Annotated in this window: 22 protein-coding genes; 2 read left to right on the plus strand and 20 right to left on the minus strand. The window is 72.4% G+C overall.

Going from position 1 to position 22,492, the window contains the following annotated elements:
* Nucleotides 1–69: 69 nt before the first annotated feature.
* From ASF20_RS09035 to ASF20_RS09065, 7 genes are all read right to left on the minus strand, one after another.
* Nucleotides 70–285 carry a hypothetical protein gene (locus ASF20_RS09035; RefSeq protein WP_055956535.1) on the minus strand — a complete coding sequence of 72 codons (216 nt, stop codon included), beginning with the start codon at nucleotides 283–285 and terminating at the stop codon, nucleotides 70–72.
* 134 nt (nucleotides 286–419) lie between these two features.
* Nucleotides 420–1,886 (minus strand): chlorophyllide a reductase subunit Z, encoded by a 1,467-nt coding sequence (gene bchZ, locus ASF20_RS09040; protein WP_056273136.1) that lies wholly within the window; start codon nucleotides 1,884–1,886, stop codon nucleotides 420–422.
* Entirely contained in the window at nucleotides 1,886–3,496 is a 1,611-nt protein-coding gene (bchY, locus tag ASF20_RS09045; protein WP_056273141.1) for a chlorophyllide a reductase subunit Y, read from the minus strand. Before bchY ends, bchZ begins: the two co-directional genes overlap by 1 nt.
* 6 nt (nucleotides 3,497–3,502) lie before the next feature.
* On the minus strand, nucleotides 3,503–4,519 hold the full coding sequence (locus ASF20_RS09050; RefSeq protein ID WP_056273142.1) for a chlorophyllide a reductase iron protein subunit X: 1,017 nt from the start codon (nucleotides 4,517–4,519) through the stop codon (nucleotides 3,503–3,505).
* Complete coding sequence (gene bchC, locus ASF20_RS09055) at nucleotides 4,516–5,451, minus strand: chlorophyll synthesis pathway protein BchC (protein WP_056273148.1); 936 nt, start codon at nucleotides 5,449–5,451, stop codon at nucleotides 4,516–4,518. Before bchC ends, ASF20_RS09050 begins: the two co-directional genes overlap by 4 nt.
* Nucleotides 5,452–5,560: 109 nt before the next feature.
* The gene (locus tag ASF20_RS09060; RefSeq protein ID WP_056273152.1) at nucleotides 5,561–6,712 is read right to left on the minus strand and encodes a methyltransferase; all 1,152 of its coding nucleotides are present in this window, start codon (nucleotides 6,710–6,712) and stop codon (nucleotides 5,561–5,563) included.
* A gap of 1 nt (nucleotide 6,713) precedes the next feature.
* Nucleotides 6,714–7,583 (minus strand): polyprenyl synthetase family protein, encoded by an 870-nt coding sequence (locus tag ASF20_RS09065; RefSeq protein WP_056219143.1) that lies wholly within the window; start codon nucleotides 7,581–7,583, stop codon nucleotides 6,714–6,716.
* Between the two features lie 96 nt (nucleotides 7,584–7,679).
* Between ASF20_RS09065 and crtD the strand changes: the two genes are divergently transcribed.
* Together crtD and ASF20_RS09075 are read left to right on the plus strand one after the other, a co-directional pair.
* Complete coding sequence (crtD, locus tag ASF20_RS09070; RefSeq protein WP_244476364.1) at nucleotides 7,680–9,203, plus strand: 1-hydroxycarotenoid 3,4-desaturase CrtD; 1,524 nt, start codon at nucleotides 7,680–7,682, stop codon at nucleotides 9,201–9,203.
* The gene (locus ASF20_RS09075) at nucleotides 9,161–10,060 is read left to right on the plus strand and encodes a carotenoid 1,2-hydratase (RefSeq protein ID WP_200927206.1); all 900 of its coding nucleotides are present in this window, start codon (nucleotides 9,161–9,163) and stop codon (nucleotides 10,058–10,060) included. Before crtD ends, ASF20_RS09075 begins: the two co-directional genes overlap by 43 nt.
* A 6-nt stretch (nucleotides 10,061–10,066) precedes the next feature.
* On the opposite strand, the gene ASF20_RS23930 is transcribed toward ASF20_RS09075, so the two are convergent.
* The 13 genes from ASF20_RS23930 to puhC form a co-directional block, all read right to left on the minus strand.
* Entirely contained in the window at nucleotides 10,067–10,228 is a 162-nt protein-coding gene (locus ASF20_RS23930) for a hypothetical protein (RefSeq protein ID WP_156394230.1), read from the minus strand.
* Nucleotides 10,225–11,361 (minus strand): phytoene/squalene synthase family protein, encoded by a 1,137-nt coding sequence (locus ASF20_RS09080; protein ID WP_056273155.1) that lies wholly within the window; start codon nucleotides 11,359–11,361, stop codon nucleotides 10,225–10,227. Before ASF20_RS09080 ends, ASF20_RS23930 begins: the two co-directional genes overlap by 4 nt.
* Nucleotides 11,342–12,868 (minus strand): phytoene desaturase, encoded by a 1,527-nt coding sequence (locus ASF20_RS09085; RefSeq protein WP_056273159.1) that lies wholly within the window; start codon nucleotides 12,866–12,868, stop codon nucleotides 11,342–11,344. Before ASF20_RS09085 ends, ASF20_RS09080 begins: the two co-directional genes overlap by 20 nt.
* A 108-nt stretch (nucleotides 12,869–12,976) precedes the next feature.
* A complete protein-coding gene (locus ASF20_RS09090) occupies nucleotides 12,977–13,609 on the minus strand; it encodes a LysE family translocator (RefSeq protein WP_056273162.1) in 633 nt (210 codons plus the stop codon).
* 303 nt (nucleotides 13,610–13,912) lie between these two features.
* Nucleotides 13,913–14,503: a GNAT family protein gene (locus tag ASF20_RS09095; RefSeq protein ID WP_056273166.1), complete on the minus strand. Its 591-nt coding sequence runs from the start codon at nucleotides 14,501–14,503 to the stop codon at nucleotides 13,913–13,915.
* Nucleotides 14,504–14,617: 114 nt separating this feature from the next.
* A complete protein-coding gene (gene bchO / locus ASF20_RS09100; RefSeq protein ID WP_056273169.1) occupies nucleotides 14,618–15,526 on the minus strand; it encodes an alpha/beta fold hydrolase BchO in 909 nt (302 codons plus the stop codon).
* Nucleotides 15,527–15,536: 10 nt separating this feature from the next.
* Nucleotides 15,537–17,234: a magnesium chelatase subunit D gene (locus tag ASF20_RS09105; protein WP_056273173.1), complete on the minus strand. Its 1,698-nt coding sequence runs from the start codon at nucleotides 17,232–17,234 to the stop codon at nucleotides 15,537–15,539.
* A complete protein-coding gene (gene bchI / locus ASF20_RS09110) occupies nucleotides 17,231–18,346 on the minus strand; it encodes a magnesium chelatase ATPase subunit I (protein ID WP_082501275.1) in 1,116 nt (371 codons plus the stop codon). Before bchI ends, ASF20_RS09105 begins: the two co-directional genes overlap by 4 nt.
* 102 nt (nucleotides 18,347–18,448) lie before the next feature.
* Nucleotides 18,449–19,666, minus strand: a complete 1,218-nt coding sequence (hemA, locus tag ASF20_RS09115; RefSeq protein ID WP_056273176.1) for a 5-aminolevulinate synthase — start codon at nucleotides 19,664–19,666, stop codon at nucleotides 18,449–18,451.
* Nucleotides 19,667–19,773: 107 nt separating this feature from the next.
* Nucleotides 19,774–20,625, minus strand: a complete 852-nt coding sequence (gene puhE / locus ASF20_RS09120; protein WP_082487674.1) for a putative photosynthetic complex assembly protein PuhE — start codon at nucleotides 20,623–20,625, stop codon at nucleotides 19,774–19,776.
* 1 nt (nucleotide 20,626) lies between these two features.
* Nucleotides 20,627–21,670, minus strand: a complete 1,044-nt coding sequence (acsF, locus tag ASF20_RS09125; protein ID WP_200917666.1) for a magnesium-protoporphyrin IX monomethyl ester (oxidative) cyclase — start codon at nucleotides 21,668–21,670, stop codon at nucleotides 20,627–20,629.
* 44 nt (nucleotides 21,671–21,714) lie between these two features.
* On the minus strand, nucleotides 21,715–22,014 hold the full coding sequence (locus ASF20_RS09130; RefSeq protein ID WP_056219521.1) for a hypothetical protein: 300 nt from the start codon (nucleotides 22,012–22,014) through the stop codon (nucleotides 21,715–21,717).
* Nucleotides 22,014–22,490 carry a photosynthetic complex assembly protein PuhC gene (puhC, locus tag ASF20_RS09135; protein ID WP_082487672.1) on the minus strand — a complete coding sequence of 159 codons (477 nt, stop codon included), beginning with the start codon at nucleotides 22,488–22,490 and terminating at the stop codon, nucleotides 22,014–22,016. The genes ASF20_RS09130 and puhC overlap by 1 nt, the downstream gene beginning before the upstream one ends.
* Between the last annotated feature and the right edge of the window lie 2 nt (nucleotides 22,491–22,492).

Raw genomic sequence — 22,492 nt, forward strand, 5'->3', positions numbered from 1 at the left:
GGTCCTTCCCGCCTGTTCGGACGGGAGGTCGATCGGGGGCGGGCGGAACGCCTCGACCCGAGGGCGAAGTCAGCCCATGAACACGAAGGGAATGGCCGAGACGGCCATCGCCCGGGCCTCGGCGAAGACCGACCGCCGCCGCTGCGGCAGCGCCGTCCGGGCCTGCGGGATCACGCGCTGCACCAGCGCCGCGATGAGGAAGAACGGATAGGTGCTGGCCAGGATGATCCGGAACTGGACCTCGTCCTGATGCAGGCGCGACACCGGATTGAGCGAACGTTGCATGGGATGGGTCTCCTCTCGGCGTTCCGCGGCGGGACGCGTCCGGGTCGGGACGCGCGGGGTCGGCATCGACCGCTTGGACGGCGCCGCGCCGTTCCAATCGGAAAGGGAATGGGCGCCGAGGCCGGGACGCGCGCTCATGCGGCGGCTCCCAGGCTGGCCTCGGCGCGGGCGCGCTCGACGTGATCGGCGATCACCCGGCCTCCGCCCTCGCCGCGCGCGACGCGCTCGGCGGCATCACGCAGGCGCTTGGCCGCCGAGATCCGCACCAGCACGGGATGGGCCTCGACGAGTTCGTCGAGACGGGCCCGGGCCGCCTCGTCCCAGGGCAGCTCCCGGTGGAGCCGCGCCGGGGTCGCCTCGACCCTGTCCATGTCGCGGGCCAGCGGCAGGATGTGGAAGAGCATGTCGAACAGGGCGTTGCAGACCTCCTGGACGAGGTAGGTCGCGCCGGCGAACCCCATGAAGGGCGTGCCGGTGTGGCGCCGGATGATCGCGCCGGGGAACGAGGCCGGCACGAACACCGCCCGGGCACCGGCCTCGGCCGCGTACATCCGCTCGTTGAAGGAGCCGAACAGCACCAGAGGCGGGGTCTTCGCGATGAGGTCGCGGATCTCGGCGTTGTCGGTCTTCGCACCCGCCTTGCGAGCCACGGCGAAGTGGCAGGGCAGCCCCATCTCGTCCTCGAGAAAGTGCCGGACGCCGCGCGCGTAGGTCTCGGAGGCCACGATCCCGAAGCTCGCCGTGCCGAAGAAATCCTGGGTCACCGAGCGCCACAGGTCCCAGACCGGCTTGATCGTGGTGTGCTTCTCGCGGGCGATGAACGGCTCGGGGTCCAGGCCGAGGGCCTCGCCGAGCGCGCGCAGGAACCGCGTGGTCGAATGGATGCCGATGGGCGCCTGGAAGTAGGGGCGCTCCAGGGCCTCGCAGAGCAGGCGGCCGAACTCGCGGTAGAGGCAGATGTTGGCATCCGCGTTCACCAGAGCGGGCACGTCGGCGAGGTGCGAGCCGAGGGGAAAGACGAGGTTCACCTCGGCGCCGATGCCCTCGACGAGGCGCCGGATCTCGGCGAGGTCCGAGGGCATGTTGAAGGTGCCGTAGGCCGGCCCGATCAGGTTCACCCGCGGTTTCACGCCCTCGCTGCGGGCGGGCCGGGCCGGGATGCCCTTCTTGGCGAAGCGCTTGGCGCCGTACTCGTTCCAGAGCCAGGCCATGGCCCGGTCGGCGGCCTGCCACTGATCCTCGTCGATGGTGCGCGGCAGGAAGCGCTGGAGGTTGGTGCCCTCCGGCGTGACGCCGCCGCCGATCATCTCGGCGATGGAGCCGGTGACGACCACGCTCGGCTGGGCGGGATCGAGAGTGGCGTGGGCCCGCTTCATCGCGGCCTCGGTGCCGTGGCGGCCGAGTTCCTCCTCGGCCAGGCCCGTCACCACGATGGGCAGTTCGTGCGGCGGCAGGGCGTCGGTGTAGTGCAGCACCGAGGTCACCGGCAGGTTCTCGCAGCCCACCGGGCCGTCGATGACGACCTGCAGACCCTTGATGGCGGTGAAAACGTAGACGGCGCCCCAGTAGCCGCCCGCCCGGTCGTGATCGAGGACGAGCATCAGGCCATCTCCCCGATCGGCGCGTGTTCGAACTGTCCCGGCGCGGGCTTGGCCCGCACGGCCGAGGCGACGTTCCGGCGGAGCTTGGGCACATCCTCCCAGATGCCGGCGGCATGACCCTCGCCGACCCCGTCGAAGAAGGCCCGCATGGCATCGAAGCGACCGCGGTTGCCGAGCGCCGCGTTGATGACCTTGGCCAGCGACCCGGCGCCGGCGACGCCCATCAGCGGGCGGGCCGAGATCAGGTTGGTGAAGTAGAGGGCCGGGATGCCGAGGGCCTTGGCCTTCTGCACCACCGGCGTGGTGCCGATGGCGAGGTCCGGCCGCGCGTCCCGCATGGCGCCGAGGTCGTCCTCCAGGGAGGCGCGGTAGCGCACCGTGACGCCGCGTGCCTCAAGCCAGGCCTGGTCGGCCTCCGAATAGGGCGTGCGCGGGCAGGCGGTGCCCACATAGGCCAGGTCCGCGCCGCTCTCGACGAGGAGGCGCCCGACCAGCAGTTCGGACCCCTCGTAGCCCGACAGGGTGATCCGGCCCTTGATGGGGTTGGCGGCGAGCGCGCCCCGGATCATCGGCAGGAGCCGGTTCTTGGCGGCCTCGACGGTGGCACGGGGCACCGCGCAGGCTTCGCCGATCCGGTCGAGCCAGTCGGCGGTGCCGTCATGGCCGACCGGGGCCGAACCCACGACGGGGCGGCCGGCGGCGGCGAATTCCCGGATGGAAGCGGTGTAGAACGGGTGGATCGCCGCGACCGCCGTGCAGTCGAGGGCCGCGTAGAGTTCGCGCCATTCCCGCGTCGGCACCACCGGTCCGGGGCTGAGTCCGAGGGGCTCCAGCAGGCCGCCGATGACGACCGGGTCGGCCGGAAACATCTCGCCGAGGAGGGCCACGGTCGGGCGCTCGGCCCGCCCCGTGCGGGGCGCCTGGACGGGACCCTGCTCGGCCTCCGTGCGGGCGAACTTCAGCATCGCCCCGGCGAGCACGTCTTTGGCCTCGGCATGGGTCGGCACCCCGAAGCCCGGCACGTCGATGCCGATGATGCGGACCCCGTTGATCGCCTTCGGCAGGAGGCGCAGGGGCACGCCCGAGGCGGTGGGAACGCAGAGGTTGATGACGACGACGGCGTCGTAGTCGGCGGGTTTGGCCACCTGGAACACCGCCTCGCGGATGTCCTCGAACAGCTTGCCGGTGACCAGGGTCTCGGAGTTGAAGGGCACGTAGCCCACGCTCCGCCTGGCGCCGTAGAAATGCGACGTGAAGGTCAGGCCGTAGACGCAGCAGGCCGAGCCCGAGAGGATCGTCGCCGTGCGGCGCATCCGCAGGCCGACCCGGAGCGAGCCGAAAGCGGGGCACATGCTCTGGGGCTGGTCGTGCGGGCCGGCGGGGTAGTCCGTCCGAAGCTGCTCGAGCGTCTCGGACATGCCGGCGGCCTCGGCCGCTGCCCGCATCGTCGCTTTGCCCGAGTGGCAGCCCAGGCCGTCCGCCTTCGCGGCGGCGAGGTTCACCACCTCGGCCGGGGCCGCGACGGGGGCCAGGGTCGAAGCCGGGCGCTCATGGCCGGCGCGAAGGGTCTGGCGGGCGCGGAGGTCGGCGATGTCGAGGGTGACGGCCATGATGCGTCAGACCTCGTCGTAGACGACTTCGAGGGACGGCTTCACGACCCGCGTCGTGCCGCACATGTCCGCGAAGGTGGCGGGCACCAGGGTGACGCCCCGGCCGACGGCCTCGCCCTTAAACAGGCCGAGGAGACCGTCCTGGCTGAGGGGCGTCGGATGGTTCGGCGCCGCCGCGTGGACGTTTTGGGCGAGATCGGAGAACAGGGAGCCCCAGGGGCTCTCGGGCCGTCCGATGATCTCGTAGTTCGCGCTCTTCCTGCGGATGTCGTCGTCGGCCGGGATCGAGGCCAGGACCGGGATGCCGACGGCGGCCGCGAAGGCCTGCGCCTCGCCGGTGCCGTCGTCCTTGTTGATGACGAGGCCTCCGACACCGACGTTGCCGCCGAGCTTGCGGAAGTATTCCACTGCCGAGCAGACGTTGTTGGCGACGTAGAGCGACTGGAGATCGTTCGAGCCGACGACGATGACCTTCTGGCACATGTCGCGGGCGATCGGCAGGCCGAAGCCGCCGCAGACCACGTCTCCGAGAAAGTCGAGCAGGACGTAGTCGAAGCCCCATTCGTGGAAGCCGAGCTTTTCCAGCAATTCGAAGCCGTGGATGATGCCGCGCCCGCCGCAGCCTCGCCCGACCTCGGGGCCGCCGAGCTCCATGGCGTAGACGCCGTCGCGCTTGAAGCAGACGTCGCCGATGGCGACCTGCTCGCCGGCGAGCTTCTTCTTGGTCGACGTCTCGATGATCGTCGGGCAGGCGCGTCCGCCGAACAGCAGCGAGGTCGTGTCGCTCTTCGGGTCGCAGCCGATCAGCAGGACCTTCTTGCCCTGCTGGGCCATCATGTAGCTGAGATTGGCGAGGGTGAACGACTTGCCGATGCCACCCTTGCCGTAGATCGCGATGATCTGCGTCTCCTTGGAGGCGGCCACCGGCACGGGATCCGGCTCGATGCCGGCCTCGGCGCGAAGGCTCTCGGAAGCCGTCAGGGCGCCGCCGTTCAGCTGCGTGGCCTTCAGCTGGATGTTCATGCGGCTCTCCAATCCAGGATCATCTTCAGGCATCCGGCGTCGCCGAAGGCCGTGCGATAGGCGTCCGGTGCGTCCGCGGCCGGGCGCCGATGGGTGACGAGGTCGTCGAGGCAGAGGCGCTCCTCGGCGATGAGCGCGAGGGTCGCGGCGAGATCCTCCGGCCGCCACTGGGCGGCGACGCGGATCCGGGCTTCCCGGAGAAAGGCCGGCGCGAAGGCGAAGCCGAGGCGGTCTTCGTAGAACCCGGCGAGAACGACCTCGCCACCGGGCGCGAGGCGCGCGATCCCCGTATCGAGGATCGTGGAATCGCCGCTGACATCGAGGATCGTGGCGTAGTCGCGCCGCGCATCGTCGTCCGGAGCGAGGACGGGATAGGGACCCTCGCTCGCGCGCCGCACCGGGTTGGTCTCCCAAACCTGCGGCGTCCCCCCGAGGGCCTGAGCGATCCGCGCGACGAGGCGGCCGAGGACACCGTGGCCGATGACGAGGAGCGGCTGGCGCAGGTCGATCCCCGCCAGGGCGTGCCGCGCGGTGGCGGCCAGGGCGATCAGGGTTCCGCGCTCGCCCCACGCGTCGTCGATGGGAACGAGGCGCTCGCCGGCGCTGACGAGGTGGGACGCGGCCCCGCCGAACAATCCGCGGACCGGACCGAAGCATCGCGCGCCGGGAACGAACACCGTCTGCCCGACCCGGACGCCGCTCGCGACCCCGGCCTCGACGACCTCGCCCACGGACTCGTAGCCGGGCACCAGCGGGTAGCCCATGCCGGGAAACGACGGCATCCGGCCCGACCAGAGGAGGCGCTCGGTTCCGGTGCTGATGCCGCTCCAGCGGATCGCCACGACCGCATCGGTCGCCGTGGGAGCATCGAGAGCCAGGCATTCCAGGCTGATCCGACCGGGATCGCGGAGGACGACGGCATCTGTCTGCATCGCGCCTGACCTCCCCCCATCCAACGACTCGGTTCGTTCAGTCCCGAACCCTTATGTCATCCTAGATAGACACTCTGGAACGTCAAGACAAACTTACACCGGACATGGCTTATCGCGTTGACACCAACAGGCGCGTCAGCAGGGGACGGCGCGTTGCGACCTCGACGGTGCGCCGGAAGCCTGCTTCGGAGAGAAGCGCCCTGAGTTCCCGCGCGGAGCGGCACCGCCCGCTGCCCATCGCGAGAAGGTAGAGGCCGAAATAGGCGTCCGTGATGGGCTCGCCGCCGGGCGTGCCACTCATGGGCTCGGCGAGGATGAGACGCCCGCCGGGGGGAAGCGCTTCGCGTACCGCCGCGAGCAGGATGCGGACGGTCGCGTCGTCGTGATCGTGCACCACCCGCACCAGGGTGATCGCGTCGGCACCGGGCGGGAGCGGGTCCGTCCGGAAGCTGCCGCCGAAGGCCTCGAAGCGGCCCGCGAGCCCGGCGCGCATCATGCGCTCCTCGGCGCGATCGGCCACCGCCGGCAGGTCGAAGAGCCTGAGCTGAAGGTCCGGCGCGACGCGGCCGGCCGCCGCCAGGAAGGCGCCCTCGCCGCCGCCGACATCCATGAGGCAGCGGTGGCGCCGCATCGGGTAGGCCTTGAGGATATCCTCCGCGATCAGCGCCTGGGAGGCCGACATCAGCCCGCTGTAGGACGCGACCGCGTCGCCCTGCAGATCGGGCCCGTCTCCGGACGCATAGGGCCAGTACCCGGCGAGACGGGTCGGTCCCGCCTCGCCCCGCAGGAGGGCCACGGGGTCGCGCAGGTCCTCGTAGAGCAGCGCGTGGTGCTCGATCATCCGGCCGATCGCGGGGTTCCCCACCAGGGCGGCGCCGAGATCGGCCAGGAGGCAGTGGCCGTCCGGCAGCCGGCGGATCAACCCGAGGGAGGCCGCGGCCTTGAGGAGACGCGTCCCGGCCTCGGGCGCGAGCCCCATCCGGTGGGCGAGCGCCGCTTCCGGCACCGGACCCTCCGACAGCATGCCGAAGAGATCGAGCCGAACGCAGGCGAACAGGGTCTGCGAATAGGTGAAGCCCGCGCAGAGATCGAACAGGGCGCGCGTCCGCGCCTGGGCGATCCGCCGCGTCAGGGGAAAGCCGGCCGCCCAGCGCTGGAATCGCGGATCGGCGACGAGGCGGGCCCGTAACGCGTACCAGCGCGCCCGAAGGCCACCGGCGCCGGCCCGGGCCGGTGGATCGAGGGTGGCGCCGCGCGCCACCTTACGCCAACTCCCGTGCCAGGCTCGCCGGCAGGAAGAGCCGCGTCTGCGCCTCGATCTCGGCGCGCAGCGTCTCGGCGCCCGGGCAATCGGGAATCACCTCAATCGCCTCGCGCACCAGGCGCTTCAGGCGCGTGAGCGCCCCGCTCATCCCGAGGAGCGCGGCGGCGTTCGGGCGACCGAGCGTCGAGTCGCGGCCAACGGGCTTGCCGACCTCTTCCTGACGGCAGGCGACGTCGCGCAGATCGTCGGCCACCTGGTAGGCCTCGCCCAGGCATTCGCCGAGGAGACGCCACGGGAGCGACGGTACGCCCGCCGCGGCGGCCCCCGTGACCGTCGCGGCGGCGAATAGGGCCCCGGTCTTGGCCTGTTGATACTCGGTCAACGCCACGGTCGGCTCAGACTCCCAGGCCTGACCGGCAGCGATCCCGGAGGGCGAACCGGCCGCCCGGGCCACGAGGCCGACCAGGGCGGCGAGCCGCTTCGGATTCCGGGCCGCGCCGCGCGCAAGCGTCTCGAAGGCGGACACGATGAGGGCGTCGCCCGTCAGCACCGCCAGGGGCTCGCCGAAGGCCGCATGGACGGACGGCTGGCCGCGCCGAAGGGGCGCGTCGTCGAAGCACGGCAGATCGTCGTGGACCAGGGAGGCACAGTGCAGAAGTTCGATGGCTGCCGCCGCTGCGTCCGAGGCTGCCGGATCGTCGTCACCGCAGGCGCGCGCCACCGACAGGCACAGGCGGGGGCGGATCCGGTGTCCGCCGGGGAAGACGGCGTAGCGGATCGACTCCGCGAGTCGTGGCGGCGCTCCGGGTGCTTCCAGGTGGGAAACGGCGGCGTCGAGGGCCTGCTCGATGCGACGGTTGGCGTCCATTGGCCGTAACTCCCATGCCGCTTGTTCTCTGACATCAAAAGTGTCATTATTAATTGACAGTTGTCAAGTCAGATTTACTTGACGGGAGGGAACCACGTGAGGATCGTCATCATCGGCGCGGGGATCGGAGGTCTGGTGGCGGCCCTGCGGCTCGCCCATGCGGGCCTCGACGTGACGGTGCTGGAGCGGGCGCAGCGGCCGGGCGGCAAGATGCGACGCGTGCCGGTGGGCGAGGCGGCGGTCGATGCCGGTCCGACCGTGTTCACGATGCGCTGGGTCTTCGAGGAGATCTTCGCCGAATGCGGTGCGGATCTCGCCGCCCATGTCGGGCTGGAGCCGGCCACGATCCTGGCCCGCCACGCCTGGGGACCGGGCGAACAGCTCGACCTCCACGCCGATCCGAACGCCTCCGAGACGGCCATCGCGGACTTCGCCGGGCCGCGCGAGCGCGACGGATACCGCCGGTTCCGCGCCCGGGCGGCCGAGGTCTACGCCACCCTGGAGGGGCCCTTCATTCGTGGCGAGCGCCCGAGCCCGATCGATCTGACCCGCCGGGCCGGCCTCTCGGGACTGGGCGACCTCTGGCGAATCCAGCCCTTCACGACCCTGTGGCGCGCGCTGGGCGACTACTTCGAAGACCCGCGCCTGCGCCAGCTCTTCGGCCGCTACGCGACCTATTGCGGCTCGTCGCCCTTCGCGGCCCCCGCGACCCTGATGCTGGTGGCCCATGTGGAGAGCGAGGGCGTCTGGCACGTGGCCGGCGGCCTCAGCCGCCTCGCCGCCGCGGTCGCCGATCTGGCGGCGGAGCGCGGCGCCGGATTCCGCTACGGGACGGCTGCGCGGGGCATCGCCGTGCAGGGCGGCCGCGTCGTCGGCGTCGATCTCGACGACGGCGAGCGGCTGACCGCGGATGCCGTCGTCTGCAATGCCGATGTGGCGGCCCTGGCCGACGGCCTGCTCGGACGCGACGCCGCCCGGGCGGCCGAGACCGTCCCGGCCTCCGAGCTGTCGCTCTCGGCGGTCACGCTCTGCGCGCAGGCCCGCGCCGAAGGCTTTCCGCTCTCGCGGCACACGGTGTTCTTCTCGGGCGACTCCGCCGCGGAGTTCGCGCGCATCCGTGCCGGGCATCTGCCGGACGATCCCACCGTCTACGTCTGCGCGCAGGATCGCACCGACGCGAACGTGCCGTCAGGACGGCCCGAGCGCCTGCTCTGCCTCGTCAATGCCCCGGCCCGGACCTTCAGCCCCTCGGAGATCGAGACATGCGTGACCACGATGCGGCAGCGCCTGAGCGCGAGCGGATTGACCCTCTCGGAGACGGCGGATTCGGCGACGACGGGTCCGGCGGAATTCGCGCGCCTGTTCCCGGGATCGGCGGGCGCCCTCTACGGACGGGCGTCCCACGGCTGGATGGCCTCGTTCAAGCGCCCGGGGGCCCGCACGCGGATTCCGGGCCTCTACCTCGCGGGGGGGAGCGTCCATCCGGGTCCGGGGGTGCCGATGGCGGCGCAGTCCGGGCGGATCGCGGCGGACAGCCTGCTGCGGGACCGGAGCGGCGCCCGCGCTTCGATACGCGGGTGGATCGCGACGGCTACGTCTGGTGGTACGTCGATGCCCTGAGCGAGGACGGCCGCCAGGGCCTGACCATCATCGCCTTCATCGGCAGCGTGTTTTCGCCCTATTACGCCTGGGACCCCGCCCGCGACCCCTTCGATCACTGCGCCGTCAACGTCGTGCTCTACGGGGAGCGGGCCAACCGCTTCTGCATGACCGAGCGGGGCCGTGCGAGCCTCCACCGGGATGCGGACCACATCCGAATCGGTCCGAGCGGCCTGTCCTGGGACGGCACAACCCTGACGATCCGCCTCGACGAGGTGACAGCGCCGATCCCCTCGCGGGTTCGGGGGACGGTACGCCTGCGCCCGGGCGGCTTCACGCCGGGCCCCCGCACCCTCGACGCGCGGGGCCAGCACCGCTGGTGGCCGATGGCGCCCTCTTCGCAGGTGGAGGTGGCGCTGGAGGAGCCCGAGATCGCCTGGCGCGGAACCGCCTACTTCGACACCAACCACGGCGACACGTCGCTGGAGGCCGCATTTCGCGATTGGACCTGGTGCCGTGCCGACCTGCGCGACGGGGCCGCGATCCTGTACGACGTGAACCGGACGGACGGCACCCGGCAGGAACTCACCCTGTGCTTTGCCGCCGACGGAACGCCCCGGGACATCGATCCGCCGCGGCGTGTCGCGCTGCCGCCGACGCGGTTCTGGCGCGTGCCGCGCGAGACGCGCAGCGACGATGCGCGTGCCGAGGTCGCGCGGACCTTCGAGGACACGCCGTTCTATGCGCGCTCGTGGTTACGCTCGACCCTGCGCGGCGAGGCGGTGCGCCCGGTTCACGAGAGCCTGTCGCTCGCGCGTTTCCGTCACCCGCTGGTCCGGCTGATGTTGCCGTTCCGGATGCCGCGCCGGACGCGCTGAAACGGATCAGGCCGGCGGGTCCTTCGCCCGCTCGGCCACCGCGCGCTGGGCCGCCGCCCGGTCGCGCCGGATGCCGCGCTTCAGGACGACGAGCTGCCAGGTCGCCAGCCCGAGGGCGAGCGCGAAGACGAGACCGATGTCGAAGGCGGCGAAGAGCGGGTCGGTCACGGGCCGGCCGGCAGCGCGGCCTCGCGCGCCCGCAGGGTCTCGACGAGGTCGAGGACCCGGGCCGCCTGGGCGGGGACGTTCCACCAGGCCGTCGGCACCGGCACGGGCTGGGCGGCCACGGCCTCCACCAGGAAGGCGGTCTCGGCCAGGGCCGGCTCGGCCAGGTCTCGCTCGATCAGGCCCGGCGCGGCGGCCAGGGGCAGGAGGGCGCGGGCCATCAGGGCGGCCTTGCGCCGGCCGGGAACGCGGGCGCGGGTGGCGACCGGGTCGAGGCCGCCACGCTCGAGGTCGCGGCCGATCTCGGCGTAGATCAGGCGGGCGGCGCGGATGGCGGGCCGGCAATCGAGGGGCACCCCGGGAATGCCCGCCTCGGCCCGGGCGTAGAGCGAGTCGGCGACGGCGAGCAGGCGACCGACGATCGCCCGCAGTTCCGGGCCGGCGACCGGATCGGCGAGGAAGGCGTCCGGGTCGAGGCCGGCCTCCCGCATCCAGGCGAGCGGCAGGTAGAGGCGCCCGGCCCGGGCATCCTCGCCGACGTCGCGGGCGATGTTGGTGAACTGCATGGCGACGCCGAGGTCGCAGGCCCGGGCGAGCACGGCGGCGTCGCGCACGCCCATCAGCACGGTCATCATCGCACCGACGCTGCCGGCGACCCGGGCCGCATAGGCGGTGAGGTCGGACAGGGTCTCGTAGCGCCGCCCCTGCGCGTCCCAGGCCAGCCCCTCGATGAGGGCGGCGGGCAGGGCCTGGGGCAGCGTGTGGCCGGCCACGAGGTCGGCCATGGCCCGGTCGGCGGGGGAATCGGAAGGGGCTTCGTCGTAGATGCGAGCAAGGCGGGTGGCGAGGCGCGCCAGGGCCGCCGGACGGTCGCGGGCCGGGGCATGGTCCACCGCGTCGTCGGACAGGCGGCAGAAGGCGTAGAGCCCGTAGGCCGGCCGCCGGACCCGGGCCGGCAGCAGGGCGGAGGCGGCAAAGAAGCTGCGCGAGCCGTCCCGGATCGCGGCCCGGCAGGCGGCATGGTCTGCGGCATCCGCATGGGGTATCGCCCAGAGCGGCGGCCGCTCCGGTTCGCGCCGGACGGCGTCGAAGAACGGGCGGGCGGGCCGAACGATTTCAGGCGAAGAGACGCGCATTCGGCACCACCGTGTCGAGGACCTTGGCCGAGGACAGGACGCCGGGAAGCCCGGCACCCGGATGGGTGCCCGCGCCGACGAGGTAGAGATTGCGGAACGCCGACGAGGCGTTGTGCGGCCGGAACCAGGCCGACTGCGTCAGCACGGGTTCCAGGCCGAAGCCGGAGCCGCGAAAGCTCAGGAAGTCGCCGGCGAAATCCGCGGGGGTGGTCACGCGGGAGGTCACGATCGAACCCGCGAGGCCCGGCATCACCGAACGCTCCAGGCTGTCGGCGATGGCCTTGCGGTAGGGCTCCGCAAGCACCGACCAGTCCTGCCCGCCGGCAAGATTCGGCACCGGCGCCAGCACGTAGAACGCGTCGCAGCCCGGCGGCGCCAGGAGCGGATCGGTGGCGGTGGGGCGGTGTAGGTACAGGCTGAAATCCGGCGCCAGCACCTTCCGGACGAAGATGTCCTCGATCAGTTCGCGATAGCGCGGCCCCATCAGGATGGTGTGGTGGGCGAGGTCGGGGAACTGCCGATTCGTGCCGAAGTACCAGACGAAGAGGCCCATGGAGGACGACGAGGCCTTGAGCTTCGCCCGGTGCCAGGACCGGCCCTCCTCGCCGAGCAGCGACAGGTAGGTCTCGGCGGAATCGGCGTTCGACACGACGATGTCGGCGGCGATGCGGGTGCCGTCGGCGAGGGTGACGCCGGTGGCCGCCCCGGCCGCGACGTCGATGCGGGCCACGTCGGCCCGGCAGCGCAGGGTGCCGCCCTGTCCCTCGATTAGCCCGACGAGTCCGTCGACCAGGCGGCCGGTGCCGCCCATGGCGAAATGCACCCCCCAGCGGCGCTCCAAATGGGCGATCAGGCAGTAGATGGCGCTGGCCCGGAAGGGCGAGCCGCCGATCAGCAGGGGATGGAAGCTGAAGATCGTGCGCAGGCGCTCGTCGCGGATGTGGCGCGCCACGAGGTCGTAGACCGAGCGGTGACCGCCCAGCCGCAGCAGCGACGGCGTGATCCGCAGCATGTCGCGGACCGAGGAGAAGGCGACGTGCCCGAGCTCCTCGAACCCGATCCGGCAGATCGCGGCGCTGCGCTCCATGAAGCGCTCGTAGCCGGGAACGTCCTCGGGCGAGAACCGCGCCACCTCCGCCCGCATCGCCTCCGGGTCGCCGCTGTAGTCGAAGGTGGCGCCGTCCGGGAAGCGGATACGGTAGAAGGGCAGCATCGGCGCCAGGGTGACGTCGTCGGCCATGCGCCGCCCGCACAGGGTCCAGAGTTCCTCGAACAGGAACGGCGCCGTGACGATGGTCGGCCCGGCATCGAAGGTGAAGCCGTCCTGGCGGTGGACGCGGGCCCGCCCGCCGGGCTGGTCCAGGCGCTCCAACACCGTCACCCGGTAGCCGCGCGCGCCAAGACGCACCGCCGCCGCCAGTCCCCCGAATCCGCTGCCGATCACCACCGCGTGCGGGCGGGGAGACCGGGTCGTCGCGAGGCTCGGCGAGTCGGCGAGTGTCAACATAGGCTGACACTATTCGCGGGAGGGCGTCCGGCGCAAGCGCGATTCTGCGCCGGCCTCGCCGGCACGCCGCCCCGACCCGTCCGGCAACTCACCGGAGCCGGCGAAGGGTCAGCGCCGCGCCTCGGTCATCATCCGGACGGCGAGGCCGGCCAGGACCGTTCCCATGATCCAGCGCTGGACCATGGCGAACGAGGGCCGGCGCCTCAGGAACAGGGCGATCGACCCGGCCGAGACCGCGATCGCGGCGTTGACCGCGACGCTGAGGACGATCTGGATCGCCCCGAGGCTGAGGGCCTGGGCGAAGACGCTGCCCCGGGCCGGGTCGATGAACTGCGGCAGCAGCGACAGGTACATCACCGCGATCTTCGGGTTGAGCAGGTTCGTCAGGAAGCCCATCAGGAACAGCTTCCGGGGACCGTCCTGCGGCAGGGCCTTCACTTCGAAGGGGGAGCGTCCCCCGGGCCGCACGGCCTGCCAGGCGAGCCAGAGCAGGTAGAGGCCGCCGACGATGCGGATCGCGTCGTAGGCAAACGGCACCGCCAGGACCAGGGCGGTGAGACCGAAGGCGGCGCACAGCATGTAGACCACGAACCCGAGGGCGACGCCGCCGAGCGAAATCAGGCCCGCCCGCGGGCCCTGACAGATCGAGCGCGAGATCAGGTAGACCATGTTCGGCCCGGGCGTCAGCGCCATGCCGAGGGCGACCGCCGCGAACGCGAGGAGGCTCGTGGTTCCGGACATCGTCGGGTCCCCTTCCGTGAGAAGCCTGGGGGCGGGCGAGCCCGGACGGCTGGAGCGGCCGGCGCACGATCCGCGCCGGTCCCCCGTCATCGGACATCGGGCGCGCGATGGCTACGGGACACAGCCGACCAACCCCAGCCATTTCCCTCGGACCGGGCGGAGACGATTTCGGCGCGGACCCGTCTTGCGGACCATCGGCGCGCGAAGCCACCTCGATCTCGGCGCTCGTCCGAACCGGGGCTCCGTCATGCCCGCATGTTCGAGGAACTCGTCGTCGCGGTCACGCTGCTCGTGGCGGCCACGCTAGCGCGGCTTCGCGAGCTGCCAGGTCAGGTGGGTCCGCACGGTGGGCCAGTCCGGCGCGACGATGCTGTAGACGCAGGTGTCCCGCAGGGAGCCGTCCGCGAGGCGCTGGTGGTGGCGCAGGATGCCGTCGAGGCGCGCCCCGAGGCGCTCGATGGCGCGCCGGCTCGCCTGGTTCAGGACATGGGTGCGGAACTCGACGGCGAGGCAGCCGAGGGCCTCGAAGGCGTGGCCCAGAAGCAGGCGCTTCGCCTCGGTGTTGAGATGGGTGCGCTGGACCCGCGCGGCGTACCAGGTCGAGCCGATCTCCACCCGCGGCCCGGCGGCGTCGATGTTCATGTAGGTGGTCATCCCGACGGGGCGCCCGCCGGGCCCGTCGAGGACGGTGAAGGGCAGCATCGTGCCGAGGTCCCGCAAGCCGAGCCGGCGCTCGATCTCGGCCGCCATCGTCTCCGGGGCGGGGATCGCCGTGTACCAGAGGCGCCAGAGCTCGCCGTCCTGCACCGCCTCGGCCAGGGCCGGGGCGTGGTAGTGCGCCAGCGGCACGAGTTCGACGTGCCGGCCGGTGAGGGTGACGGGCGTCAGGGCCATGGGCAGAAACCTCCCCGACTGGGGCCGGGCCGGCACCGTCGTCGGACATCCAAGATCGGACCATCCCCAGTCGGGCGTCCTCGCGCCCGTCGGTGCGGCCGGGCTGCGTCCGCGTCAAGTCCCGGCGGACGGTTGGACGGCGACCTGCTCCCGGTAGGCCGCGACGATCTCGTCGGCCACGCGCGCCGGCGCCTCCTCGTGGGCGAGGTGCCCGAGGTTGCGGATGAGGCGGACCCGGGCGTCGGGCAGCCGGTCCTTCAGGGCGAAGGCGGTCTCGGGGGCGATCGCCCTGTCGTCGCCGCCGACGAGCAGCAGCGTCGGCACCGCGAGCCGGCCGATCTCCCGGTCGAGAGCGGCGAGGTTCCAGTTCGCCATCATGCCGAGGGCGCCGGCCACGTGGCCCGGGCAGCGGAAGAGGCGCCGGTAGAGTTCGAGGCCGCGGGTGTCGAGGCGCGAGCCGGTGCCGCGGATCAGGCGCTCCACCGCCGGTCGGTCGGCGGTCCAGGCAAAGATCCTCGGGGTGACGGGGTTCAGGAACAGCATCCGGGCGAGCCCCGGGAACAACACCGAGGCGAGGCCGGGAAACGGCGTCAGGGCGCCGTTCAGGGCCACCAGCAGCCGGGGCGCGAGCCCGTCGAGGCAGAGCCGCACCAGGATCGCCGCGCCGGCGGAATGCCCGACCACGAGGTCCGGCGACAGGTCGAGGGTCCGCAGGAGGTCGCGAATCGCTCCGGCCATGCCGGGCAGGGACAGGCGCCCGGCGGGCAGCGGATCCGTGAAGCCGTGGCCCGGCAGGTCCGGGGCCACGACCCGGAAGTGTTCGGCGAGCAGCGGCGCGAGGCCGGCCCAGGAATGGGTGGCCGCGCCGGTGCCGTGCAGGAGCAGAACGACGGGGGCCTCCGGCGCCCCGAACTCCTGCACGTGCCAGGTCAGGTCGCCGGCGCGGACGAACCGGCTCGCGGCGCGGTTGGGCCAATCCGCGCCGTCGCGCTCCCACTGGGGCCGGTCGCTCGGCGCAGGCATCGCAGATCCTTCAGCGGGCCGAGCGGATCGCGGTGCTCATGGCCGCGGCATCGGCATAGGGAAGCGGGACATAGCGCGCGCCCATCGCTTCGGCGAGGCGCCGCGCGGTCTCCTGCGGTCGCGCCGCGGTGTCGATGAGGATCGTCCGGATGGCGTCGGCCCGCAGGAGGCCGGCGGCGTTCAGGGCTTCGGCGCCGGCCGCGACCCGGCCGGGCGCCCCGGAGCGGGCGACGTTGGCGCGCCCGTCGGTGAGCACCACCACCACGGGGGTGCCGCCGCCGCGCCGGACGGCGCGGGCGAGGGTGCCGGCGGCGTCGAGGCCGGAGGCGAGCGGCGTGCCCCCGCCCCCCGGCAGGGCCGAGAGGCCGCGCCGGGCCCGCGCCAGGGCGCGGGTCGGGGCCAGCACGATCTCGGCCCCGGCGCCCCGGAACGCGACGAGGGCGACCTTGTCGCGCCTGACATAGGCCTCGGCCAGGAGCAGCTCGACGGCGCCCTTCGCCTCGGCCAGGCGCTCCAGGGCGGCCGAACCGGAGGCATCCACGGCGAAGATGGTGGTGGTCTCGCTGCGCTGGCGGAACCGCGTGATGCGAAAATCGTCGCTGCGCACCTGGATCAGGCGCGGGGCTCCCTCCGCACCGGAGCGCAGGCGCTGCCAGGGCGCGGCGGCCCGCAGGGTCGGCAGGAGGGCGAGGCGGCCCGTGCGCGGCGAGCCGGGCCGGGTGCCGGCCGGACGTCCGCTGCGCGGGGCCTGCATCACCGCGCCGACGCGGCCGGCCTTCGGGGAGGACGGCGCCGCGCCGGCCGCGCCCAGGCGGGCGAGGAGATCCGGTGGAATTGCCGCGCGGGCGGCCTCGACGAGGCTCTCGGCGCCCGGTTCGAGACCTTGATCGGACGACTCGGTCCCGTCCGATGCGGGCGACTCGGGCCGCTCCGCCGGCGCCGCCTCCGCGTCCTCCGGGCTCGACGGCAGGCGCGTCGCGCGCGGGGCGAGGACGAGGCAGGCGGCCTCGCGAACGTCTCGCGCGCGAAGCGCCTTGTGCCCCGCCAGCAGGCGGGCGATCCGCAGGGCCAGCAGGGGCGCCCGAAGGGAGGCGATGCCGAGCGCGGCCGCGACCGCGCAGAGATCCGCGACCGCGGCGTCGGGTTCGAGGTCCGGGTCGTCCGGTTCCGGCTCGCCTTCGGTGGCCGCCCCTTGCGTGTCGCCCCAGGCGAGACCGGTCAGGTCGAGGCGGAAGGCCAGGCGATCGGCCAGGGCCTCGGGAACCGCGGCGTCGTCGCCCTCCCCCTCGTCGAGGAGGATGAGGCCGATCCGCGTGCGGGTCCGCGCCGCCAGTCCGTCGCGCTCGGCGCGCACCTCGCCGGCATCCAGCGCGGCGGCGAGGCGAGCGGCGGTGCCGGAGGACAGGCGCTCCGCCATGGGCACCACCACGAGCCCGCCATCGGCCTCGGCCAGAAGGCCGGACTGGGCGACGGGCCGCCCCGCCGCCAGGGTCGCGGCGAGGTCGAGTCCCCCGAGGAGGCGGTCGTCGGCGATGCCCGCCGGCATCCGGCGGACGGGCCGGGCGGGTGCGAGTTCGCCTGCGAGACGGTCGAGCCAGAGGTCCCGCACCGGGCCGGCCCCGGCCCGGACGAGGACGCCGCCGCAGGCATGTGGATCGCGGGCGACGAGGTGCGCCACGCGCAGGGCGACGGCCCAGGCGGGGCTCATTGGCCCAGGATGTCCTCCACGGCGCGGGCGACCCGCGCGGTGGAACCCGATTCGTCGAGGGGGTTGCGGCGCAGGCGGTGGCGCAGGGCCGAGGGGGCGATCCGGGCCAGGTGGTCGAGGCCCACGGTCTCGGCGCCCTCGTAGGCGGCGAGCGCCCGGGCGGTGCGCATCAGCGTGAGTTCGCCGCGCAGGCCGTCGGTGCCCAGCGCCAGGCAGAGGCGGGCGGCGGCCTCCAGGGTGGCATCGGGCACGGCAAGGGCGGGAAGCCGGGCGCGGGCGGCGGTGAGCGCCTTGCGGATGGCGCGGTCGGCCTTGGCGTAGCCGGCGCAAAAGGCCACCGGATCGCGCTCGTAGGCGTCGCGGCGGCGGACCACGTCGATGCGGGTCGGCAGGTCGGTGGGCGTCGTCACCTCGACGGCGAGGCCGAAGCGGTCGAGGAGCTGGGGCCGCAGCTCCCCCTCCTCCGGGTTGCCGCTACCGACGAGGACGAACCGCGCGGGGTGGCGGATGCTCAGGCCCTCGCGCTCCACGGTGTTCACCCCGGAGGCGGCGACGTCGAGGAGGAGGTCGACGAGGTGGTCCTCCAGCAGGTTGACCTCGTCGATGTACAGGAAGCCGCGATTGGCCCGGGCCAGCAGGCCCGGCTCGAAGGCCTTCTCGCCGCGGGTCAGGGCGCGCTCCAGGTCGAGGGCGCCGACCACCCGGTCCTCGGTGGCACCCAGCGGCAGGTCCACCACCGGGATAGGAACAGATTCGGCGCGCAGCTCCACCTGCTCGCGGCAGCGGTAGCAGTGCTCGGCCGGCCGGCCGGGATCGCAGGCATAGGGACAGCCCGCCACCGCCGCCATCGGCGGCAGCAGCGCGGCGAGGCCGCGGATCGCCGTCGACTTGCCGGTGCCGCGGTCGCCGAACACCAGCACGCCGCCCACCGACGGGTCGACGGCCGCGATGAGCAGTGCCCGGCGCATCTCGTCCTGGCCGACGATGGCCGAGAACGGGAAGGTCGGCGTGGCCGAGGCCGTTTGGGCCCGCGGCGCCTTGACCGGCCCCGCGGCCCGGAGGATCGGCGGCGTCTCGCTCGGAGGCGTCGCGGAGACCGGTTTGAGGGACATCGCTCGGATCGATCCATTCACGATCATGGGCTTGATCTTCCTTGCGCGAGACCGTGTGCGGGGTCCCCTGCCCCCATACGGGGTGCAGGGTTCGCGGGCGTCCTACTCGGCCGCCGCGCGCTGGACGCCCATCCGGCCCCAGATCGTGCTCAGCGCGCCGACGAGGTGGTCGATGTCGCAGTCGGAATGCAGGGGCGAGGGCGTGATCCGGAGGCGCTCGGTGCCGCGGGGCACGGTGGGGTAGTTGATCGGCTGGACGTAGATGCCGAACTCGTCGAGCAGGGTGTCGCTGATCGCCTTGCACAGCACGGGATCGCAGACCATCACCGGCACGATGTGGCTGTCGTTCGGCAGATAGGGGATGCCGGCGGCGTCGAGGCGGGCGCGCACCGCGGCGACCCGCTCCTGGTGCCGGGCCCGCTCGGCTCCGCTCGCCTTGAGGTGGCGGATGCTCGCCGCGGCCCCCGCCGCCACGGCGGGCGGCAGCGAGGTGGTGAAGATGAAGCCGGAGGCGAAGCTGCGCACGAAGTCGCAGAGCTTGGCCGAGCCGGTGATGTAGCCGCCATGGACCGCGAAGGCCTTGCCGAGCGTGCCCTCGATCACGTCGAGGCGGTGGGCGAGGCCGTCGCGCTCCGAGATGCCGCCGCCGCGCGCCCCGTAGAGGCCGACGGCGTGCACCTCGTCGAGGTAGGTGAGCGCGCCGTGCGCCTCGGCCACGTCACAGATCTCCGAGATCGGGGCGATGTCGCCGTCCATCGAGTAGACCGACTCGAAGGCCACGATCTTCGGGCTGCCCGGATCGACGAGGCGCAGCTTGCGGTCGAGATCCTCGGGGTCGTTATGGCGGAAGATGTGGCGCTCGGCGCGGCTCGCCTTGATCCCCTCGATCATTGAGGCGTGGTTGCCGGCATCCGAGAAGATCGCGCAGCCGGGGAGCTGGCTCCCGAGGGTGCCCAAAGCCGCCCAGTTCGAGACGTAGCCGGAGGTGAAGAGCAGCGCGGCCTCCTTGGCGTGGAGGTCGGCGAGCTCGCGCTCGAGGAGCACGTGGTAATGGTTGGTGCCCGAGATGTTGCGGGTGCCCCCGGCACCGGCGCCGCAGCGATCCAGGGCCTCGTGCATGGCGTCGAGCACGGCCGGGTTCTGGCCCATGCCGAGATAGTCGTTGGAGCACCAGACGGTGACGGGCCGCGTGCCGGCCGGCGTGTGGTGGGTGGCGTGCGGGAAGCGGCCCGCCTGCCGTTCGAGGTCGGTGAAGACGCGGTAGCGACCCTCGCGATGCAGGCCGGCCAAAGCAGAGCCGAAGATCTCTTCGTAGTTCATGCCCGTCCCCTTCCCTCGTTGCACGGCGGGTTTCGGCCCGCTCGCCCATCCTGCCGCCGCGGCGGCGTCGATCGAGCCGGTCCGCGCGCGCGGACCGGGAACCTGTTTCAGCGTCCCTCGGCCTCGGCGAGGCGGGGCTCGCCGACGCGAGGGCTTTCCCCGCGCGCGGCCGGGACGGGCGAGGACACCGGGCCGCCCCGGTCCGGTTTCGGCAGGCTCCACTGCCACAGAGCGGCCGAGGGCAGCGGCAGCATGAGGAAGCCGTGTTCCAGGGTGGCCAGCGCCATCAGGGTCGCCAGGATGCTGAGGCCGGCGACTTCGTGGGCGGTGATGCCCTCGGCCAGGGCCGCCAGCACCAGGGCGGCGGTGGCGAGGCCGGCCGCCGTCACCGAGACCGGGAACAGCGGGTTCATGGCGCGCACCCGCAGGTAGCTGCCGAGATAGGCGAGGTGCTCGGGCAGGAATTCGGCGTTGAGGTTGCGCACCCCGAGGAAGAGGTTCAGCCGGGCGGAGAGATTCATCCCCCACAGGACGAGGTAGGTCCACAGGGCGAAGAGGTTCGGCTGGCGCCAGGTCAGGACCAGGATCGCGAGGCCGCCGGCGACGATGGCCGCCTCGTGCCACAGGCTGGTGGCCGCCGCCGCGCGAAAGCGCCGGAAGCCCCGTGCGTCGGGCGGGCAGCCCTCCGCCCGGGGGCCGGAGACGTAACCCATGTAGTAGCTCATCTCCTGCCAGCCCCAGACCACCAGGGCCGCCGTGAAGGCGACGTATGCGCCGCCCGCGCTGGCATCGCCGGCCGAGGCGCCGATGGCCCACAGCGCCAGGGCGAGCACGCCCGTGCCCGCCGCCATGCTGACCCCGTGCGTCGCGCGCGGGCGGTGGTCGAGGAGCAGGATCAGGCCGGTGGAGAACCACCAGACCAGCACCGCATAGAGGGCGGGAAGCGCGTAGGCGGCCATCCTACCAGACCGGCTCGAGGCGGATCTCCGCCGGCATCGGGTTGTCGCGGGTCGGCAGGGCGTAGAGCCGGGCGAAGTTCACCGCCGAGGCGGCGACCCAGGCGCCCTGCTTGAGCTTGCCGAGGAAGCCGCCTTGCGCCTTGGCATCGGCGATCCCCACCGAGCAGGCGAGCAGCCGGTCGAGGGCCTGCTTGAAGCGCGGGTTGTCGAGGTCCAGCGTCAGTGGGAACGTCTGCTTCGAGATCTCCGAGGTGATCCGGAAGACCTGGAAGTCGTAATCGGTCGGATCGACCCCGAGGGCCTCATGGAAGGCCGGCCGGCAATGGTCGCGGACATACATGGTCGCGAAGACCGCCAGGAGGAAGAACTTGATCCAGTAGCGGTTCACGCCGGAGGTCAGCTTCGGGTTGGCCCGCATCAGAAGGGCGAAGGCCTCGCCGTGGCGGAACTCGTCGTTGCACCACTTCTCGAACCACTTGAAGATCGGGTGGAAGCGGCGCTCGGGCCTGCGCTCCAGCTCGCGGAAGATGGTGATGTAGCGGGCGTAACCGATCTTCTCGGAGAGATAGGTGGCGTAGAAGATGAACTTCGGCCGGAAGAAGGTGTACTTCTTCGACTTGGTCAGGAAGCCCAGGTCCACGCCGATGCCGAAATCCTTCAGCACGTCGTTGATGAACCCGGCGTGCCGCGCCTCGTCGCGGCTCATGAAGCCGAACAGCTCGCGGATGTCGGGGTTCTTGGCGCGCTTGCGCATCTCGGCATAGAGCACGCATCCCGAGAACTCGGCGGTGATCGACGAGACCAGGAAGTCCATGAACTCCTTGCGCAGGGCCGGGTCGAGCCCGGACATGTCGCAGTCGAACTCCGAATTGCGGGTGAAGTGGCGCTTGTTCGGATCGGCGCGCAGCTCGGCGATGAGCTTGTTCCACTCGGCCCGGACGGGCTCGACGTCGGTGCGGTCGAGTTCCTCGAAGTTGGTCGTGTAGAAGCGCGGCGACAGGAACGTCGTCTCCTGCGCGGCCTTGGTGGCCTCGTTGAGGGGCAGTTTGGGCGCGGGAGCCTTGGGAACGGACTGCTGAATGGCTGCGGTCACAGGCGCCTCCTCTCGGAAAAGCTGACTTCGTAGAGTTCGGTGAGCTCGAGGTGGCCCGCGAGCTTGGTCCAGAGCCGCTCCAGGCGTCCGGCGCGGGTCACGGTGGCGGTCCGGCGCACCACGAGGCGTTCGCCGTAGGGCACCGAGGTGGGCGCGTCGTGCACCTGCACGGCGTCGCCGGGCTCGATCTCGAAGCTGGCGTCGAGGACCACGTGGGCGTGCAGGCTCTCGGGCGTCTGTTCGATCTCGACGGTGCAGGGGACGTCGACGGTGCGGCGTCCGTTCAGCCAGGCCATCATCGTGCGGCTCCGTCGTTCGGCATCAGGCGGGCGAAGGCGGCGAAGTTCGAGGGACCGAAGGCGCCGAAATCGACGCTGCGGCCGGTGAGCGCGTCGTCGAGCCGGAGGGAGCCGTCGTCGAAGCGCGTCAGGCGGAAGGGGACGTCGCGCGGCAGGCCGGCCCGGAGCCGCCCCTGCGCGAAGCCCCGCAGGGTGGCGCGAATGAAGTTGTCCGCACCCGGCCGGACGGTGGCGACGAGGTCGCCGTGCTCGGCGTCCCGCAGGGTGATCGAGCCGTCCGCCGCGTCGTCGACCCGGAGGGCGAGGCTCTGGACGGGGCGCGCCGGCTCCATCCGGGTCAGGCCGATGCTCTCGACCCGGCCGACGGTCACGGCCACCACGACGAAGCCGAGGAGGAGGCCGACGCCGGCCACGAGTCCCCGGGAGGTGCGGCCGGCGGTACGTGCGAGGGGATGCGGGTTGGATCGGGTCATCG

This window comes from Methylobacterium sp. Leaf88, assembly GCF_001422795.1.
Taxonomy (GTDB): Bacteria; Pseudomonadota; Alphaproteobacteria; order Rhizobiales; family Beijerinckiaceae; genus Methylobacterium.

Coding starts and splice junctions, on each gene's coding strand:
- ASF20_RS09050 (WP_056273142.1), bottom strand. CDS start 4,519: ATGAACATCCAGCTGAAGGCCACGCAGCTGAACGGCGGCGCCCTGACG.
- ASF20_RS09095 (WP_056273166.1), bottom strand. CDS start 14,503: ATGGCCCTGACGCCCGTCACCCTCACCGGCCGGCACGTCGAACTCGTG.
- bchY (WP_056273141.1), bottom strand. CDS start 3,496: ATGGCCGTCACCCTCGACATCGCCGACCTCCGCGCCCGCCAGACCCTT.
- puhC (WP_082487672.1), bottom strand. CDS start 22,490: ATGACCCGATCCAACCCGCATCCCCTCGCACGTACCGCCGGCCGCACC.
- ASF20_RS09105 (WP_056273173.1), bottom strand. CDS start 17,234: ATGAGCCCCGCCTGGGCCGTCGCCCTGCGCGTGGCGCACCTCGTCGCC.
- ASF20_RS09080 (WP_056273155.1), bottom strand. CDS start 11,361: ATGCGCGTCTCTTCGCCTGAAATCGTTCGGCCCGCCCGCCCGTTCTTC.
- ASF20_RS09065 (WP_056219143.1), bottom strand. CDS start 7,583: ATGGACGCCAACCGTCGCATCGAGCAGGCCCTCGACGCCGCCGTTTCC.
- bchZ (WP_056273136.1), bottom strand. CDS start 1,886: ATGCTCGTCCTCGATCACGACCGGGCGGGCGGCTACTGGGGCGCCGTC.
- ASF20_RS09090 (WP_056273162.1), bottom strand. CDS start 13,609: ATGTCCGGAACCACGAGCCTCCTCGCGTTCGCGGCGGTCGCCCTCGGC.
- bchO (WP_056273169.1), bottom strand. CDS start 15,526: ATGCCTGCGCCGAGCGACCGGCCCCAGTGGGAGCGCGACGGCGCGGAT.
- hemA (WP_056273176.1), bottom strand. CDS start 19,666: ATGAACTACGAAGAGATCTTCGGCTCTGCTTTGGCCGGCCTGCATCGC.
- ASF20_RS09035 (WP_055956535.1), bottom strand. CDS start 285: ATGCAACGTTCGCTCAATCCGGTGTCGCGCCTGCATCAGGACGAGGTC.
- bchI (WP_082501275.1), bottom strand. CDS start 18,346: ATGTCCCTCAAACCGGTCTCCGCGACGCCTCCGAGCGAGACGCCGCCG.
- bchC (WP_056273148.1), bottom strand. CDS start 5,451: ATGCAGACAGATGCCGTCGTCCTCCGCGATCCCGGTCGGATCAGCCTG.
- puhE (WP_082487674.1), bottom strand. CDS start 20,625: ATGGCCGCCTACGCGCTTCCCGCCCTCTATGCGGTGCTGGTCTGGTGG.
- ASF20_RS09130 (WP_056219521.1), bottom strand. CDS start 22,014: ATGGCCTGGCTGAACGGACGCCGCACCGTCGACGTCCCCTGCACCGTC.
- ASF20_RS09085 (WP_056273159.1), bottom strand. CDS start 12,868: ATGTTGACACTCGCCGACTCGCCGAGCCTCGCGACGACCCGGTCTCCC.